Origin of the sequence: Kribbella sp. NPDC003557, from assembly GCF_040610805.1 — a bacterium.
Lineage (GTDB): Bacteria > Actinomycetota > Actinomycetes > Propionibacteriales > Kribbellaceae > Kribbella.
The window spans coordinates 890,238-906,103 of record NZ_JBEXMY010000002.1 but is presented as its reverse complement, the minus strand read 5'-3'; the positions used below and the strand labels follow the sequence as shown (position 1 = coordinate 906,103).

16 protein-coding genes and 1 riboswitch are annotated in these 15,866 nt (G+C 69.5%); of the genes, 8 read left to right on the top strand and 8 right to left on the bottom strand.

What is annotated here, in order from left to right:
• The first annotated feature begins 125 nt into the window (after nt 1-125).
• Nucleotides 126-1,535 carry an MFS transporter gene (locus ABZW60_RS10325; protein WP_355475448.1) on the top strand — a complete coding sequence of 470 codons (1,410 nt, stop codon included), beginning with the start codon at nt 126-128 and terminating at the stop codon, nt 1,533-1,535.
• Here the strand turns inward: ABZW60_RS10325 and ABZW60_RS10320 are convergent.
• Entirely contained in the window at nt 1,522-2,535 is a 1,014-nt protein-coding gene (locus ABZW60_RS10320; protein ID WP_355475447.1) for a (p)ppGpp synthetase, read from the bottom strand. The genes ABZW60_RS10325 and ABZW60_RS10320 overlap by 14 nt on opposite strands.
• Before the next feature lie 149 nt (nt 2,536-2,684).
• On the opposite strand from ABZW60_RS10320, the gene ABZW60_RS10315 reads away from it, so the two are divergent.
• From ABZW60_RS10315 to ABZW60_RS10295, 5 genes are all read left to right on the top strand, one after another.
• Nucleotides 2,685-3,878, top strand: a complete 1,194-nt coding sequence (locus ABZW60_RS10315; RefSeq protein ID WP_355475446.1) for an ATP-binding protein — start codon at nt 2,685-2,687, stop codon at nt 3,876-3,878.
• 843 nt (nt 3,879-4,721) lie between these two features.
• Nucleotides 4,722-5,579, top strand: a complete 858-nt coding sequence (locus ABZW60_RS10310; protein WP_355475445.1) for a DUF3152 domain-containing protein — start codon at nt 4,722-4,724, stop codon at nt 5,577-5,579.
• Nucleotides 5,580-5,608: 29 nt separating this feature from the next.
• Entirely contained in the window at nt 5,609-6,415 is an 807-nt protein-coding gene (locus tag ABZW60_RS10305) for a hypothetical protein (RefSeq protein WP_355475444.1), read from the top strand.
• Nucleotides 6,412-7,071 (top strand): alpha/beta hydrolase, encoded by a 660-nt coding sequence (locus tag ABZW60_RS10300; RefSeq protein ID WP_355475443.1) that lies wholly within the window; start codon nt 6,412-6,414, stop codon nt 7,069-7,071. The genes ABZW60_RS10305 and ABZW60_RS10300 overlap by 4 nt, the downstream gene beginning before the upstream one ends.
• A gap of 17 nt (nt 7,072-7,088) precedes the next feature.
• A riboswitch (TPP riboswitch) is annotated at nt 7,089-7,206 on the top strand.
• A complete protein-coding gene (locus ABZW60_RS10295; RefSeq protein WP_355475442.1) occupies nt 7,202-8,527 on the top strand; it encodes a cytosine permease in 1,326 nt (441 codons plus the stop codon). Its footprint overlaps the riboswitch before it by 5 nt.
• Here ABZW60_RS10295 and ABZW60_RS10290 read toward each other — a convergent pair.
• The 5 genes from ABZW60_RS10290 to ABZW60_RS10270 are packed head-to-tail and all read right to left on the bottom strand — an operon-like array spanning nt 8,466 to nt 13,260.
• Entirely contained in the window at nt 8,466-9,686 is a 1,221-nt protein-coding gene (locus ABZW60_RS10290) for a cation:proton antiporter (RefSeq protein ID WP_355475441.1), read from the bottom strand. The genes ABZW60_RS10295 and ABZW60_RS10290 overlap by 62 nt on opposite strands.
• A gap of 39 nt (nt 9,687-9,725) precedes the next feature.
• Complete coding sequence (locus ABZW60_RS10285; protein ID WP_355475440.1) at nt 9,726-9,956, bottom strand: anti-sigma factor; 231 nt, start codon at nt 9,954-9,956, stop codon at nt 9,726-9,728.
• Nucleotides 9,953-10,591, bottom strand: a complete 639-nt coding sequence (locus ABZW60_RS10280) for a sigma-70 family RNA polymerase sigma factor (protein WP_355475439.1) — start codon at nt 10,589-10,591, stop codon at nt 9,953-9,955. The genes ABZW60_RS10285 and ABZW60_RS10280 overlap by 4 nt, the downstream gene beginning before the upstream one ends.
• Before the next feature lie 29 nt (nt 10,592-10,620).
• Nucleotides 10,621-11,325, bottom strand: a complete 705-nt coding sequence (locus tag ABZW60_RS10275) for a flavodoxin family protein (protein WP_355475438.1) — start codon at nt 11,323-11,325, stop codon at nt 10,621-10,623.
• A 12-nt stretch (nt 11,326-11,337) separates the two neighbouring features.
• Complete coding sequence (locus tag ABZW60_RS10270) at nt 11,338-13,260, bottom strand: thiamine pyrophosphate-binding protein (RefSeq protein ID WP_355475437.1); 1,923 nt, start codon at nt 13,258-13,260, stop codon at nt 11,338-11,340.
• 87 nt (nt 13,261-13,347) lie between these two features.
• On the opposite strand from ABZW60_RS10270, the gene ABZW60_RS10265 reads away from it, so the two are divergent.
• Both ABZW60_RS10265 and ABZW60_RS10260 read left to right on the top strand, forming a co-directional pair.
• Complete coding sequence (locus ABZW60_RS10265; RefSeq protein WP_355475436.1) at nt 13,348-13,956, top strand: hypothetical protein; 609 nt, start codon at nt 13,348-13,350, stop codon at nt 13,954-13,956.
• 26 nt (nt 13,957-13,982) lie between these two features.
• Nucleotides 13,983-14,666 carry a class I SAM-dependent methyltransferase gene (locus ABZW60_RS10260; protein WP_355475435.1) on the top strand — a complete coding sequence of 228 codons (684 nt, stop codon included), beginning with the start codon at nt 13,983-13,985 and terminating at the stop codon, nt 14,664-14,666.
• Between the two features lie 90 nt (nt 14,667-14,756).
• On the opposite strand, the gene ABZW60_RS10255 is transcribed toward ABZW60_RS10260, so the two are convergent.
• On the bottom strand, nt 14,757-15,323 hold the full coding sequence (locus ABZW60_RS10255) for a methylated-DNA--[protein]-cysteine S-methyltransferase (RefSeq protein WP_355475434.1): 567 nt from the start codon (nt 15,321-15,323) through the stop codon (nt 14,757-14,759).
• A complete protein-coding gene (locus ABZW60_RS10250) occupies nt 15,316-15,801 on the bottom strand; it encodes a sigma-70 family RNA polymerase sigma factor (RefSeq protein ID WP_355475433.1) in 486 nt (161 codons plus the stop codon). The genes ABZW60_RS10255 and ABZW60_RS10250 overlap by 8 nt, the downstream gene beginning before the upstream one ends.
• Nucleotides 15,802-15,866: the final 65 nt, after the last annotated feature.

Genomic DNA, 15,866 nt, shown 5'->3' with positions numbered 1-15,866 from the left:
ACCTGACCAGGCGAATACATCAAGCCTAGGCGGCCCCGCCGACAGTCCGTCAAACCGTTTTCGTGGACAGTCGGGAACCGTTTCCAGACCAGGTAGTACAGTCTTCAATCGATGGAGGGAGCCGGGTGGAGGAGCTGACCCGCGGGCGGCGGCTGCTGGTGCTCGCGATCTGTTGCTCCAGCCTGTTCATCGTCGGGCTGGACTCGACGATCGTGAACCTGGCGCTCCCTGCGATCCGGTCCGAGTTCGACGCCTCGGTCACGAAGCTGCAGTGGACGATCGACGCCTACACGCTGGTGCTGGCCAGCCTGCTGATGGTCTCCGGGTCGACGGCGGACCGGGTCGGACGCCGGCGGACGTTCCAGACCGGGCTGGTGCTCTTCGGGATCGGGTCGTTGCTGTGCGGAGTCGCGACGAGCATCGACCTGCTGATCGCGTTCCGGGTGCTGCAGGCCGTCGGCGGGTCGATGCTGAACCCGGTGGCGATGTCGATCATCACCAACACGTTCACGAACCCGCGTGAGCGCGCCCAGGCGATCGGGGTCTGGGGCGGTGTCGTCGGGCTGAGCATGGCGGTCGGTCCGGTCGTCGGCGGTTCACTCGTGGATGCGGCCGGGTGGCGGTTCATCTTCTGGATCAACGTGCCGGTCGCGGTCGCCGCGGTCGTCATGACCGCGCTGTTCGTGCCGGAGTCGCGGGCCGCCGTACCGCGACGGATCGATCCGGTCGGGCAGGTCCTCGTCGTACTGCTGCTGGGCGGTCTGACCTACGGGATCATCGAGGGCCGGTCGGCCGGGTGGGGGTCGCCGCTGATCATCGGGTGCTTCGCTGTGGCCGCGGTCGCCCTGGTGACGCTCGTTTACTACGAGCAGCGTCGGGAGGAGCCGCTGCTGGAGCCGCGGTTCTTCCGCAGTGCACCGTTCTCCGGAGCCACACTGATCGCGGTGTGCGGGTTCTCGGCGTTGTCGGGGTTCTTGTTCCTCAACTCGCTCTATCTGCAGTCGGTGCGCGGGTTCACCGCACTACATGCCGGTCTTCTGACGCTGCCGATGGCCGCGATGACCGTGGTGTTCGCACCAGTGTCCGGGTGGCTGGTCGGTCACCGCGGCCCGCGGGTGCCACTGGTCGTCGCCGGCACGATGCTGACCGCGTCCGGTCTGTTGTTGTCCCGGCTGAGCACCACAACTTCCACCGCGCATCTGCTTGTCAGCTATCTGGTCTTCGGGCTCGGCTTCGGGATGCTGAACGCACCCATTACCAACGCCGCGGTCTCCGGGATGCCACGGTCCCAGGCCGGCGTCGCCGCGGCGATCGCCTCGACCAGCCGCCAGGTGGGCGCCTCGCTCGGTGTTGCTGTCGCGGGCACTGTCCTCACTGCGCGTCTGGTCGGCTCTCTCGAGACAGGCTTCGTCGACGCGGCTCAGCTGTGCTGGTACATCATTGCGGGCTGCGGTGCGCTCGTACTGGTGCTCGGCCTCATCACCACGACCCGCTGGGCCCGTCGTACGGCGGAGGACCTCGTCAGGGCTGGATGATCTCGGCCCGGACCAGGGCTTTGAGTCGGCCGCGGAGGATCTTCTGGCGGCGCTCCTCGTCAGGGAACAGGTCCAGGTAGGCAGGTCCCTTGGCGGCGAGCAGGTCGTCGTCGAGACGGCGTACCGTGCCTGCCGGCGCTCGGTGGGTCATGGCGGCCTGCACGGCTTCACTGTCGATCCCCGTGAGCAGTTCTGTGAGCTGCTCCTCTGTGGTGATGTCGAGGCGGTGCAGGATGCCCAGGATCCAGGCGTAGTGGGTGGTCTTCGCGTGCGGAGCATCCGGGTAGCGACGTGTCAGGTACGTCGTCAGCGTGGCCGTGGTCAGGTCCAGCGGCGCCTTGTCCTCCGCGGTCGCCGCCAGCTCGCGGTACAGCCGGTCGATCTCGGTGAACTCGTTGTCGGCCAGCTCCATCAGCGCGGCCGCCAGCAGGAACCGCCGGTCGAACTCGGGCTTGCGGCCCGGCGGGATGTCCAGCTTGTACCGGATGTCGTGCTCGAACTCGGCCCAGGCGTGCTGGACCGCCGTACGGACCTGGATCTCCATCACGAGGTTCTTCAGCACCGCGTACTCTGGCAGCTCGCGGCGGTGCTCGTTCAGCCGGACCAGGTAGTGCTTGCTGGCGTACCCGAAGACGCCCTGCGCGCGGGTGTGCGCGCCCATGTCGGTGTGCTCGACGATCTCGAACTCTTCCTCGATCACCTCGCACACCCGGTCCACCGCCTCGACCAGGAACGTGATCACCCGGGCCGCGACCAGGTCGGTGATCTGGTTCAGCGGGTCGTCGTACTTCGGCCTGCCGGGATCGTCCGGGTGTGGCTTCGACGCCTTCGCGAGGAACGACTCCGGATCCTTCGCGCGGGCCGTCGCGCTCAGGTAGTTGATGCCTTCCTCTTCGCCGATCAGCTCGTTGATCAGCGACTCGAGCTTGCGCGCGCCCCCGACGTACTGCTGGTGCACCCGCTCGTACAACGCCCCTGCCTGCGGAGCCCACTCCACCATGGCGGAACCATAGTGGTCTTCGGGTCGCTCACGGTGTCTATCGCTTTCTAGTCATTTCACTAGAAAGCCGTAGAGAGCGCTCGCGACACGCTCTGGTCCTCGATCGGTCAATCTACGGAAAACGCTAGACGCGCTCATACAGTGAAAGCATGGATCCGATCCGGAATCCCTATGCGCCCGGCGCCGGTCAGCGGCCGCCTGAGCTGGCCGGACGCGACACCGAGGTGCGGCAGTTCGAGGTAGTGCTCGAGCGGGTCGCGGCAGGCAGACCGGAGCGGAGCCTGGTGCTCAGCGGACTCCGGGGTGTGGGCAAGACGGTGCTGCTCAACACACTGCGCTCACAGGCCATCAAGCGAGCATGGGGTACCGGGAAGATCGAGGCCCGGCCGGACCAGAGCATCCGGCTGCCGATCGCGCAGGCGCTGCACACCGCGATGCGGGAGCTGGGACACCGGCATCGCGACGACGAGAAGGTCGACCAGTTCAGCGCCGTACTGAAGGCGTTCGCGCTGCGGACCGCGGCGAACGACCGGAAGGGCATCCGGTGGCATCCGCCGGTCGACGTCGCTGCTGCGAAGGGCCGGGCGGACTCCGGTGACCTGGAGATGGATCTGATCGAGCTCTTCACCGACGCTGCGGACCTGGCCGGTGATCTGACAGTCGGGGTCGGGTTGTTCATCGACGAGATGCAGGACATCAGTGCTGACGACCTGTCCGCGCTGTGCGCCGCCTGTCACGAGATCTCGCAGCAGAGCGCTCCGCTGGTCGTCGTTGGTGCAGGGTTGCCGCACTTGCCTGCCGTACTGTCGGCCAGCAAGTCGTACTCCGAGCGGTTGTTCCGCTACATCCGCGTGGACCGGCTGGCGCGCGAGGCGTGCGACCGGGCGCTGATGGTGCCGGCCGAGAGTGAAGGCGTGCAGTACGACGAGGAGGCGCTGGACGAGCTGTACGCGCAGACCGACGGCTACCCCTACTTCGTGCAGGCCTTCGCGCACTCGACCTGGGACCACGCGCCGACCTCACCCATCACCATCAAGGACGTCGCCGTCGCCGCGCCTGAAGCGTCCGCCGAGCTGACCGTCGGCTTCTTCGGCTCCCGCTACGAACGCGCCACGCCCGCCGAACGCGAGTACATGCGCGCCATGGCCGAACTCGGCATCGGCGTCGACGACGGCTCCGTCCCCACCGCCGAGGTCGCCAGCACCCTCAACCGCAAACCCCAGTCCCTGTCTCCCGCCCGCGACGGCCTGATCAAGAAAGGCCTGGTCTTCTCCGCCGAACGCGGCACTGTGGCTTTCACCGTCCCCCACTTCGGCAAGTTCCTCCGCACAAGAACAGCCTGACAACTGCTGGAGCAGGATCTCGCCCCCGCGTGCTACGCAGCCGCGCTCTCGTCGCGTCGCTCCTCGGTGCGTCAGCTACGCGCGCCTCCACCCACCCTCCGGCTGGCGCCGGCGCATAGTTTCCGGCTGGCGCCGGGCGGTTGCGGGCTGGCGCCCGCTGGTTCGCGCTGCCGCGCGGTGCGACTGCGGGCGGATGTCGTGGCGAGCGTGACCGTGGCCGGCGAGCGGGCCGGTCTTCCAACGATCCTGCGGCTGGTGCCGTCGTACAGTTTCCGGCTGGCGCCGGGCGGTTGCGGGCTGGCGCCCGCCGGTTCGCGCTGCCGCGCGGGGTGACTGCAGGCGGACGCGTTGCCGAGCACGACGGTGGTCGGCGAGGGGAACGGTCTACCCCGGTCGTGCGGCTCGTGCCGTCGTACTGCTTCCGTCTGGCCTGGGTGTTGCGGCTGGCGCCCGCTGGTTCGCGCTGCTGTGCGGGGCGACTGCAAGCCAACGCCCCGCCGAGCATCACCGTGGTCTCCAGCAGCCGACCCCGGTACGTGCGGCTGGCAACAGAGCCGCCCTGCCGGCCGACCAGTGCTCCACGGTCGACCCACACCCACACCCACACCCACGCCCACAACCCACGCCACAACCCACGCCCACAACCCACGCCCACAACCCACGCCCACAACCCACGCCCACAACCCACGCCCACAACCCCTACGCGCAGCATCCGCACCCACTGACGACCGCCGCACCATGCGCCAACCGATAGCCCGTCCTCCTGTTCCGCCAACGCATCTGACCGCGGCTTAACACAACCGGGCTTTCGTGCTTTGGCAGGTATCGGTAGGGTCACTTGTCATGACCACCCGGCGGAGCGGCCAGCGGGCCGACGTGTCTCGGCGTCGGGGTGGGCGGCACAGTCGGCGGAAGTCGTACAAGGGGCAGTGGCTTGTGGTGACTGCGCTGGCGGTGCTGGGGACTGTGGTGGTGGCGCATCCGGATGTGGCGCACCGGAACAGTCTTGCGGCGCAGGCGGTTGCGGGGGTCAACGAGGTCGCGGCTGAGGAAGCGCCGGTGGCGCCGACGGTGACGCCTACTCCGATCGCTACGCCGACGCAGAAGTTCACCACGCCGCTGCGGCCGGCGCCGACGCTGACGCGGAAGCCGAAGGGCGCGAAGCCGAACGTGCTGGTCTCGACCGGGAAGCTCGCTGTGGTGCCGGGGTCGAACAAGGCGACCGGTGTGCGCGACAAGCTGACGTACCGGGTGGAGATCGAGCAAGGCGTGTCGGTGAACGGGGCCGCGGTGGCGGCGGCGATTCACAAGACGCTGACGGATCCGCGCGGCTGGCAGGCGGTGCACCCGGTGAGTTTCGAGCGGACGGACCGTGTCGACGCCGACCTGCGGATCATCCTCGCGACGCCGACGCTGACCGACAAGTTGTGCCTGCCGCTCGACACCGGCGGTGAGGTGTCCTGCCGCGTCGAGGACCGGGTCGTGCTCAACGCGAAGCGCTGGATCTACGCGATCCCGGCGTACAACGGCAACGTCGAGATGTACCGCAGCTACCTGGTCAACCACGAGGTCGGTCACGCGCTCGGTCACGGGCACTCGGCCTGCACCACTCCGAAGACCCCCGCGCCGGTGATGATGCAGCAGACCAAGGGCCTGGCCGGCTGCCTGCCGAACGCCTGGCCGACCATCAAGGCCACCTGAGAAACTGGGTACGACGGAGGGAGCTACCGATGTCGTCACAGGACTTCCCGACGTATGGCCGGGGCGATGAGCCCGACAAGCAGCAGCCCGTTGGTGAGGAGCATCACTACGCTCCGCCCACGCCGTACGGCGGTGGCACGTACGGCGGTCCGCCTGCTCCGCCTGAGCAGTTCCCCTACGCGCAGCCCCAGCCCTACGGGACCCAGCCGCCACCGCAGAGCAACCCGGCGTACCACCAGCCCCCGGCCTATCGTCCTGGCGCGCCGTACGGCGCCGAGGCGAGTCCGGAGCCGCATGAGCTTCCGACGTACGGCCGGGGCGAGCCGTCGCGGGATCCGCGGGCTGCACGGGTCGTCGGTCTGGCGGCGTTCATCGCCGCGATCTACGGCCTGCTGGTCGTCTCCGTCCAGCGGGTCGCGCTCCGGGAGATCTCCCAGGCGCCGGGCTCGCCGCTGAACCACCCGCTGCGGACCGACGTCCTCGACGCGATCGGCCAGCTGCTGCTCCTGGTCGTCGGCACCGGCGCGCTGGTGATGTGGCTCCGCGACGTGCTGGCCCGTCGTAAGGCCGGCCGTCGACCTGAGCCGGCTGAGCTCGCCGGGTTGCTTCTGGTCGCGGTGTCGGTCGTCCTGATCCTGGTCTGGCTGCTGATGGTGCTGTCGACCGGCCTGGGTGGCAGTGACGACGCGGTCCACCGGCTGCCCACGGCGTACGGCTGGGGTGGCGTCGGCCTGCTGCTTCTCGCGGTCGGCCTGTTCCTCGGGTACCGCGAGCTGAAGCCCGACGTGTCGAACCCGGTCGTCAAGGGTGCACCGGCCAAGGCGCCCTGGGAGTGAGCGCACCGATCGTCCTCGTGCCCGGCCTGGGCCTCGGCCCGGAGTCGTACGCGCGGACCGTCGAGCATCTCGTCACGCCGTACCACGTGGTGACGCTGCCCGGGTACGGCGAACCGGCGGGCGCCCGGGAGGACCTGCACCCGCGGGCACTCGCGGTGGCGCTGGCCGGGAAGATCCGCGAGCGGTCCGTCCTGGTCGGCCACTCGGCAAGCTGCCAGATCGTCGTCGAGGCGGCGGTCCGGTACCCCGAGCTCGTGCACGCGCTGGTCCTCGCCGCGCCGACGGGTGACATCCGGATGTCGAGCTGGGTCGACCGGGCGGTCCGCCTCGTCGGCTCGGCCATCCCGGACGTACCGAAGCTGGTCCGGATCAGCCCGCAGTACGCGCGGACGACACTGCCGTCGATCGCCCGCGCCGGCGAGGCGTCGCGGATCCACGACCTGGCCGCGGTGATGCCGCACGTCCGGGTGCCGGTGGTCCTGGTCCGCGGCAAGCACGACCTGATGTGTACGAAGGAGTGGCTCGAGCAGCTCGCCGAGCTCAGTCACGGTGAGGCGCGCACGCTGGACACCGGTGCGCACATGCCGGTCGTCACCAACGGCCCGGAGCTGGCCGCGCTCATAGAACGAGCAGCCGCGCTGCCGGAAAATAGCTGACGCGTTAAACTCGCAGCACCAACCTATGCGGGAGCTCGCACCGAGGATGCGCGGGCTGAGAGGGCGACAGCTGGGTCGCCGACCGCCTGAACCTGACCGGGTAATGCCGGCGTAGGGAGTGGGGTCACTCATGACCGATACAGCTGTTCGTCCTGCGAGCACCACCGAGGCGCCGCTCGTCCTCACCACCGATGCGCCGCGCACGCTCGGCTTCTTCGACCAGTTCACCCTCTGGGGCAACTTCGGCATCTCGCTGTTCGGCCCGGTGACCGGCGCGCTCGTCGCGGCGTACACCGGCTCGCTGTGGCAGGGTCTGCTCGCGGTCTTCGTCGGCTGCGGCATCGGCGCGCTGGTGCTCGGCGGCGCGGCCGTGTTCGGGTCGCAGACCGGTGCGCCGGCGATGGCGAGCCTGCGCGGCCTGTTCGGCCGCCGCGGCTCGATGGCGCCGACCGTCCTGAACATCGCGCAGAACGTCGGCTGGGCGACGATGGAGATCATCGTCATCTCGCAGGCCGCGGTCGCGGTGACGAGCGAGCGGTGGCGCTGGCTGTTCGTCGTACTCGCCGGGGTGATCGCGACCGCGATGGCGGTGCGTCCGCTGGGCAGCGTGAAGATCCTGCGCAAGTTCATGGTCTGGCTCGTGCTGATCGCGTCGGTGTACCTGTTCGTGCAGGTGCTGAGCAAGCCGACGCACGCCCTGCCGCAGGACAGCGTGTTCGGCTTCTGGCCGGCGGTCGACCTCGCCGCGGCCGGTGTCGTGTCGTTCGCTCCGCTGGCCGCGGACTACACGCGGCACTCGCGCACCAACAAGGCGGCGTTCGCCGGCTCCACGCTCGGCTACGGCCTGGCCGCCATCGCGTACTACGCCCTCGGCGTGGTCGCCGTCGCGACGCTGGGGACGAACAGCGACGACGTCATCACCGCACTGGTCACGCTGCCGGCCGGCGCGATCGCGCTGCTCGTGTTGCTGGTGGACGAGGTCGACGAGGCGTACGCGAACGTCTACTCGACCACGATGGCCGCGCACAACCTGATCGGCCACATCGACCGGCGGTGGATCTCGGTCGCGATCGGCGCGATCGCCACCGGCATCGCGCTGTTCATCGACCTGGGCAACTACACGCAGTTCCTGTACCTGATCGGCTCGGTCTTCGTCCCGCTGTTCGCGGTGGCGATCGCCGACTTCTTCGTGGTCAGCAAGATGCGGTGGGACGTGTCCAGTACGGCGAAGTTCCGCTGGCAGCCCACGGTCGCCTGGCTGATCGGCTTCGTCGCGTACCAGCTCGTGAACCCCGGCACCGTCGCGGGCTGGTCGCCGTTCTGGACCAGGCTCCAGCAGGGCCTGTTCAACGACCAGCCCGTACCGAGCTGGCTCGGCGCGACGTACACGTCGATCATCGTCTCGATGGTGGCTGCGGTACTGCTCGGCCGGATCGGTCGGCGGCAGGCCGCCTGAGCAGCACCAGCGCGACCGCCGGGAACACCAGCACGGACAGGAGCCCGGCGCAGACGAGAGCGGCAGCGGTGACCGGGCCCATCAGCCCGGTCTCCACGCCGATCTGCGTCGCCGTCACGATGAACGGCAGCGAGGTCGCCTGCAGCAGCGCCGTCGCGCCCATGGCCCGCGGGCCGAGCGTGCGCACCGTGAGGTACGCCGGTACGCCGCGGACGACCAGCAACGCGAGCAGGAACAACGGCACGCGGACGAGCGCGGCCGGATCGTCGAGCAGGCCGCGCAGATCGAGGCGGAGTCCACTCGTCACGAAGAACACCGGGATCAGGAACCCGTAGCCCAACGCCTCCAGCTTGATCCGGAACCGTGGGTGCGACGTGGCGTCCCGGTCCACCAGCCCGACGACGGCCCCGGCCAGGAACGCACCAAGGATCGTCTCCAACCCGAACTGCTCCGCCAAGGCGACGAAGGCGACCAACAGCACCACAGCGGCCCGGACCCTGATCTCTGCGGTGGTGTCCTGCAACCGCAACAGCACCCCACCGAGCCGCTGTGACCGCCCTGCCGTGGCGACCACGAGACCCGTGACGACGACCAGCAGCGCGAACAGCCCGACCATGACGAGTCGTTCGCCCGCACTGCCGCCTTCGGTCGAGAAGACCAGCGACAGCACCAGTACGGCGGCGAAGTCGGCAACCGAAGCGGCCGCGATGGTGAACTGCCCGACACTGCCCTCCGCTTTGCCCGCGTCCTTCAGCACCGGTACGACCAGACCCAGGGACGTCGCTGACAACGTGACAGCAAGCAGGAGCGCGCTGTCCACCCAGCCGACCGCGGAGAACCCGAGGCCGGCGAGGCCACCCAGCAGCAACGTCACCAGGTAGCCCAGCACCGCCAGCCGCAGCACCTGCCCACGCAACCGGTGGACGTCGATCTCGAGCCCGGCCAGGAACAGCAGGAAACCCAGCCCGAGCAAGGAGACGATCTGCAGCGGCAGGTCGACGTCGATCAGGCCGAGTCCGTGCGGACCGAGGACGATCCCGGCCACGATCTCGACGACGACCGCCGGGACCCGGAGTCGCGGCGCGAGCCCGAGCAGCAGCGGTGCGAGCAACGCGATCAGGACGACCGCGAACAGGTTGGTGAACTCGACATCCGGCATAGAGCTTCAGTGCCGCCGACGCGGCCGGACGTTACGCGGTCAGCCGCGGGGGAACGAACGGAAGGCGTCGAGCAGCCGGTCGCGGGTCTCCTCGGACAGGTTCTCGGGCTCGACCTGCCCGACCTCGGCCGCCGTCCGGCGGATCTGCTCGACGTAGATCTCGCAGCCGTCGCAGAGTTCCAGATGCTCGACGAACCGCTGCTCGGTCGCCGGATCCAGCGCACCGTCGAGATAGGCGGTGACCAGCTCGACCACTTCGGCGCACGTCATGCGTCAGCTCCGGCACTCGTGAAATAGCGCTCCAGCCGGCCGCGGACGGCCGCTCGGGCGCGGTGCAGCAGGACCCGTTGGTTGGCCATCGAGATCTCCAGCAACGCGCACACGTCCTCCGCGTCGTGTCCGTCGATGTCTCGTAACGTCAGCACCACCTGCTGCCGGATCGGCAGGCCCTCGATCGCCGCGGCCACGGTGGACCGGACCTCGTGGGCCAGGACCTCGCTCTCGGTGGTCGGCCAGCGCTCCGGGAACGCCCGCCAGCCGCCCGGGTACTGGTCGTCGGCGCCCCGGAAACGCCGCGGGTCGACCGTCGGCTCGTGGTCCGGCGCGAGGCTGGTCCACGGTACGGTCCGCTGCTCGCGGGTGGCGCGCTTGCGGGCGATGTTCACCAGGATCCGGTACACCCACGTCCGCAGCGAGGACCGGCCCTCGAAGCGCTCGATCCCCTCGAAGACCGCCAGCCAGGTGTCCTGCACGACCTCCTCGGCACTCGCCGAGGTGGACACGAACGACCGGGCCAGCCGCAGCATCGAGCCGGACCAGCCGTTCAGCAGGCACGCGAACGTCTCCTCGTCCCCGGTTCGCAGACCGGCGACGAGTACGTCGTCCGTCGGCAGCACCACCCCCACATGCCGACGGTACAGCAGCACCCCGGACGTCAGCGGTACTCCGGGTTCTCGAAGTCGAACCGGCAGCCGGCGTCCCACTCGGAGCGCTGGTTGCCGTGCGCAGGCACGCCGCCGGCGTCCTTCAGCATCCGGGCGAGGTGCAGCAGGTTCCAGGTCATGAAGGTCGTGTTCCGGTTGGTGAAGTCGTTGTCCGGCCCGCCGGAACCGACGTCGAGGTACGACGGTCCCGGGCCGGCCTCGCCGATCCACCCGGCGTCGGCCTGCGGCGGGATCGTGTACCCGAGGTGCTGCAGCGAGTACAGGACGTTCATCGCGCAGTGCTTCACGCCGTCCTCGTTCCCGGTGATCAGGCAGCCGGCGACACGTCCGTAGTACGCGTACTGCCCGTGCTCGTTCAGGAGCGACGAGTTGCCGTACAGACGCTCGATCACCTGCTTGGTGACCGAGCTGTTGTCGCCCAGCCAGATCGGCCCGGCGATCACCAGGACGTCGGCGGCCATCACCTGCTCCTGGATCGCCGGCCAGGCGTCGGTCGCCCAGCCGTGCTCGGTCATGTCCGGCCAGACCCCGGTGGCGATGTCGTGGTCGATCGCACGGATCACGTCCACCTGGACGCCCTGCTTCTCCATGATCTTCCGGCTGACGTCGATGAGTCCCTCGGTGTTGCTGACGGCCGGCGACCGCTTCAGCGTGCAGTTGAGGAACAGGGCGCGCAGGTCGTCGTACTCGGTCATCGGTCGATCTCCTTAGAGCAGTTCCGCGTCCTGCTCGACACAGAGCAGGGCAGGTCCGGTGGCGGTGAACAGGTCGGTCATCGCGTCGTCCAGGTCCTGACGGCGGGTGACCCGCAGGCCGGTCGCGCCGCAGAGCTCGGCGTAGGCGGCCCAGTCGGGGTTGTGCAGCGAGGTGTGCCAGACCGGGTAGTCGGCGGCCAGTTGTTCCTTGCTGATCTTGCCGAGCGAATGGTTGTCGAGCAGCACGTGCTTGATCGGGATGCCGTACTTGACCGCGGTCGTGAGCTCGGCGGCGTACTGCCCGAATCCGCCGTCGCCGGTCACCGCGACGACCGGCCGGCCCGGCGCGGCGGCCCACGCGCCGAGCGCCGCGGGGTACCCGAAGCCGATCGAGCCGAGGTAGCCGGACATCAGCACCGGTTGACCTTTCGACTCCAGGTAGCGGCCGAGCGAGTACGCATGGTTGCCGACGTCAACGGTCACGACGGCGTCCGCGGGCAGGTGCCTGGACAGCGCGTCGAACACCGCGGCCGCCGACACGCCGCGACCCCGGTCGTCGTTCACGCGCCGCTGCTTCTCCGCGCGCCAGATCGCCCAGCGCTCGGCCACATCGGGTCGCTGGTCCTCGGCCTTGGCGTCGGAGAGCATGCCGGTCAACGCGGACAGGGCGAGCCGTGCGTCGCCGAGCACGTCCACGGTGACCGCGTCGAAACGTCCGATCGCGGTGTGGTCGTCGTCGATCTGGACGATCGGTTTGTACGCCGCGATCCCGGTGTGGTTCGAGAACGAGGCGCCGGCCACGACGAGCAGGTCCGACTCGTTCATCAGCCAGCTCGCCACCGGCGTACCGCTGCGGCCGAGCACGCCCGCGCCGAGCGGATGCGTGTCCGGCAACAGTCCCTTGGCCTTGAAGGTGGTCAGGACGGGCATGTTCAGGCGCTCGGCCAGGGCTCGGACCTCGGCCTCGGCGCCGCGGGCGCCGTGCCCCACGATCATCACGGGCCGGCGGGCGTCGCGGATGACCGCCGCCGCCCGCGACAGCGTGTCCTCGTCCGGCCTGATCCGGCGGCCGGACATCCGTCCGTCCGGGGTCTTGGCCGCCGCGTCGGACGGTTGGACCTGCACCTCGTCGGGCACAACCAGGTGCGCGACTCCGCGACCGTCGACCGCGTGCTTGACCGCCAGCGCGGCCAGCTCGGCGTGATCGCTGCCGGCCTGCACCGCCGTACTCGAGACCGCGACGTCCTTGAAGACCGCGGTCAGGTCGAGGTCCTGGAACGCGCCGCGGCCGAGCCACTTGGACGGCACCTGACCGGAGACGGCCAGCACGGGCGAGCCGTCGAGCTTGGCGTCGTACAGACCGGTGAGCAGGTTGGTCGATCCCGGTCCGGCGATCGCGAAGCAGACGGCCGGGCGGCCGGTGAGCTTGCCGTAGGCACCTGCCGCGAAGGCGGCCGCGCCTTCGTGCCGGATGCCGATGTAGGTGAGCTCACCACGGTCCTCGGCCCGTCGCATCGCCTCGGCGAACCCTAGGTTGGAGTGCCCCACCATCCCGAACACGTGACTGACGCCATGGGCGACCAAGGTCTCCACGAGCACGTCGGCGACGGTCCGGACCGCTTCCTGCCGGTCCGGCAATTGTACGTAGACCCCGTCCGCCCGCTCGTCCACCGGGAACGACGGGACGCTGTCGGAGAACCCTTCCGGCGGTTGGCCGGTGATCGGGTCGTAGTCGTAGCCGTGCCACGGACACCGCAGCAAACCCTTCTCGATCGATCCCTCGCCGAGCGGGCCGCCCTGGTGCGGGCACTTGTTGTCCAGTGCGCCGAGCCGCGCCCCGCAACGCGCCAACGCGATGCTCCGGCCGTCCACGACCACACTGCGGACCCGCCCGTCCGCCGGGACGTCGACCTCGTCCACCCGATGCCAGTTCATGTAACGTCTCCCACCCTTCGCGGCACCTATCGATCAAAGTGATCAGTGCCGACGCACGGCCTGGGCGTTACAGAGGAGACCGCAGCCATGGACGAACGTTCGCTCGCCGTAACCCGTCGATCCCTGCACGGCGTCGCCGAGCTGCTCCTCGCCGGGCCGCAGCACCGGCGCGGCGGGGGTATCAGGCTGCGCGTCGTACCGGGCGGGTTCGGCACCACCGACGGCGACTTCCGGGTCGACGGGGACGTCCTCGTCGCGCCGGCGGGGACGGTCCGGCTGACCGGCACGTACGCCGGACTCGCCGCCGCCGTCGGGCTCGAGCCGAGCCGGCTCGACGACGTGTACTCCGGCGGTCCCGGGATCGCGCCCGGCGAGCGCCTCGAGGTCGACCCGGCCGCCGCCCGGCTGCTCGCAGACGCCTTCGCCCGCGGTGACGCCGCGTTGCGGGCACTCGCGCCGGACGCGACGCCGGTCCTGTGGCCCGAGCACTTCGACGTCGGGGTCACCGTCGGCGAGGTCAACTACGGCGTTTCGCCCGGTGACGACCACCTGCCCGAGCCGTACGCGTACGTCGGCCCCTGGACGCCGCGGACCGGCGCTTTCTGGAACGCCCCGTTCGGCGCCTCGCGCACGTTGGCCGAACTCGCCGACGTGCTGGAATTCTTCACCGCCGGCAGATCCCTGCTGGACAACTGACCCACCGGGACCGGAATACTTGCCGCATGCTGAATTCCGCACTGCGTAGCCGGGCCGAATATGCCGAACTCGGCGCCGACGGACTGGCCGCGCGGACGACGCCCGAGCGGGACACGGCGATCGTCGAGGCGGTCGAGGAGCTGCTGGTCGGCCGCGAGTCGGTGCTCGACCTGTGCTGCGGGTACGGCCGGGTCGCGCTGCCGCTGCGCCGCGCGGGCAAGGTGGTGCGGGCGCTGGACATCTCGCCGAACCTGATCGAGGCCGGCCGGACCGCGGCCGCCGACGAGGACCTCGCGATCGACTGGGCGATCGGCTCGATGACCGACCTGCCGTACAAGTGGGACTCGTTCGACGCGGTGATCTGCCTGTGGACCGCGTTCCACGAGCTGTTCGCCGAGGACGAGCAGATCTCCACCATCTGCGAGATCTCCCGGGTGCTGAAGCCGGGCGGGATCGCGATCATCGAGGGCCCGGTCTGGGGCCCTGCGACCGCGGCCGAGATCGCAGGAGGGATGCGGCAGGGCCCGGAGCACCGGATCGTCACCACCGAGCACGACGACGACCGCAGCAGCGTGCACTTCATCCACGACGAGATCAGCTACGGCCGGCTCTGCGCGGCCGCCGGAATCGACGACTACAAGGTCTACAAACGCGAGTGGGGCGGGCGCCGCCGGCTCATCCTGGAGATCCACCAACCAGCAACTTCCTGACATGTCAGGAGGAGCAGATCCCCACTCCACATTGGGGATCTGCTCCTTTGAATTTCGAGTGTAAATCCATTCCGGGCTATTCAGGAAAACTCAGCTTTTTGCTTCGAGATTCAGCAAGAATCGCTTCGCCTCGAGGCCACCGGCGTACCCGGTGAGCGCGCCGTTCGCGCCGATCACCCGGTGGCAGGGCAGGACGACGCACACCGGGTTGGCGCCCAGCGCGGTCCCGACCGCGCGCGCCGCCTTCGGCCTGGCGATGTCACCGGCCACAGCGCCGTACGTCGTGGTCCGCCCGTAGCTGGTGTGCGTCGGCAGGTCCTCGAGCACCAGCCGCTGGAACGGTGACGCCAGGACCAGATCGACGTCCAGCTCGAACGCCTGCCGCTGCCCGGTGAGGTACTCGTCGAGTTGCCGTCGTACGTCGTCCAGCGGGCCCGGCTGGCGGAGTACCCGCGGCGACACGGCCCGGGCGAGCCGGTCGGTCATCGTCTCCTCGTCGTCGAACGAGCTGGCGACGACCCGCCCGTGCGAGATCGCCAGCAGCATCGTGCCGATCGGGGTGTCGTGCAGGGTGTAGGCCACGTCGGCGTCCGGCAGGACGGGCGGCCTCAGGCCTGCTGTGCTGAGCCGGGTCAGCCGGCTCTCGAGATCAGTCATCGGGTCCTCCGAGTTTCGTGCGCAGGGTCGCCAGCGCGTCGCTGACGAGCCGGCGCGACGCGGCGGGCGTGGTGTCCAGGGCGGCGGCCACGCCGTGGTGGTCCAGGTCGCCGACGTACTTGAGCGTGATCGCGAAGCGTTGCCGCTCCGGGAGTTCGTTGACCGCCCGCCACAGGTCGGGGTCCGGCCAGTCCGCGGTCTCCGGTCCGTCGACCGCGACCGGCGGCGCCTCGTCCAGCGGGCGCTGCGGTTTCCGCGCCCGGTGCACGTCGGTCGCGCACCGGGCGGTGATCGTCAGCAGCCAGCTGCGCAGGTTCTTCGCCGACGTCAGCGCCGGGTACGCCGCGTACGCCTTCTCCCAGGCGCGCTGCGCGACGTCGTCGCCGTCGTCCGGACCCGCCATCGCGCGGGCCAGCCTGGCCACGTCCTGCCAGTGCGCGTCGATCAGCGCCTGGAACGGGGGTAACCGCAGAGCCATCACGTAAGTAGAACGCATCGGGGTTCGGGCGTGTGAGTCCGGATCACGAGATTGTCTAGTTACTT

What these genes read in the sequence shown, in the direction of transcription:
- ABZW60_RS10310 (WP_355475445.1), top strand. Translation starts at nt 4,722, where the DNA reads ATGACCACCCGGCGGAGCGGCCAGCGGGCCGACGTGTCTCGGCGTCGG.
- ABZW60_RS10295 (WP_355475442.1), top strand. Translation starts at nt 7,202, where the DNA reads ATGACCGATACAGCTGTTCGTCCTGCGAGCACCACCGAGGCGCCGCTC.
- ABZW60_RS10315 (WP_355475446.1), top strand. Translation starts at nt 2,685, where the DNA reads ATGGATCCGATCCGGAATCCCTATGCGCCCGGCGCCGGTCAGCGGCCG.
- ABZW60_RS10275 (WP_355475438.1), bottom strand. Translation starts at nt 11,325, where the DNA reads ATGACCGAGTACGACGACCTGCGCGCCCTGTTCCTCAACTGCACGCTG.
- ABZW60_RS10290 (WP_355475441.1), bottom strand. Translation starts at nt 9,686, where the DNA reads ATGCCGGATGTCGAGTTCACCAACCTGTTCGCGGTCGTCCTGATCGCG.
- ABZW60_RS10305 (WP_355475444.1), top strand. Translation starts at nt 5,609, where the DNA reads ATGTCGTCACAGGACTTCCCGACGTATGGCCGGGGCGATGAGCCCGAC.
- ABZW60_RS10320 (WP_355475447.1), bottom strand. Translation starts at nt 2,535, where the DNA reads ATGGTGGAGTGGGCTCCGCAGGCAGGGGCGTTGTACGAGCGGGTGCAC.
- ABZW60_RS10270 (WP_355475437.1), bottom strand. Translation starts at nt 13,260, where the DNA reads ATGAACTGGCATCGGGTGGACGAGGTCGACGTCCCGGCGGACGGGCGG.
- ABZW60_RS10285 (WP_355475440.1), bottom strand. Translation starts at nt 9,956, where the DNA reads ATGACGTGCGCCGAAGTGGTCGAGCTGGTCACCGCCTATCTCGACGGT.
- ABZW60_RS10250 (WP_355475433.1), bottom strand. Translation starts at nt 15,801, where the DNA reads ATGGCTCTGCGGTTACCCCCGTTCCAGGCGCTGATCGACGCGCACTGG.
- ABZW60_RS10265 (WP_355475436.1), top strand. Translation starts at nt 13,348, where the DNA reads ATGGACGAACGTTCGCTCGCCGTAACCCGTCGATCCCTGCACGGCGTC.
- ABZW60_RS10260 (WP_355475435.1), top strand. Translation starts at nt 13,983, where the DNA reads ATGCTGAATTCCGCACTGCGTAGCCGGGCCGAATATGCCGAACTCGGC.
- ABZW60_RS10255 (WP_355475434.1), bottom strand. Translation starts at nt 15,323, where the DNA reads ATGACTGATCTCGAGAGCCGGCTGACCCGGCTCAGCACAGCAGGCCTG.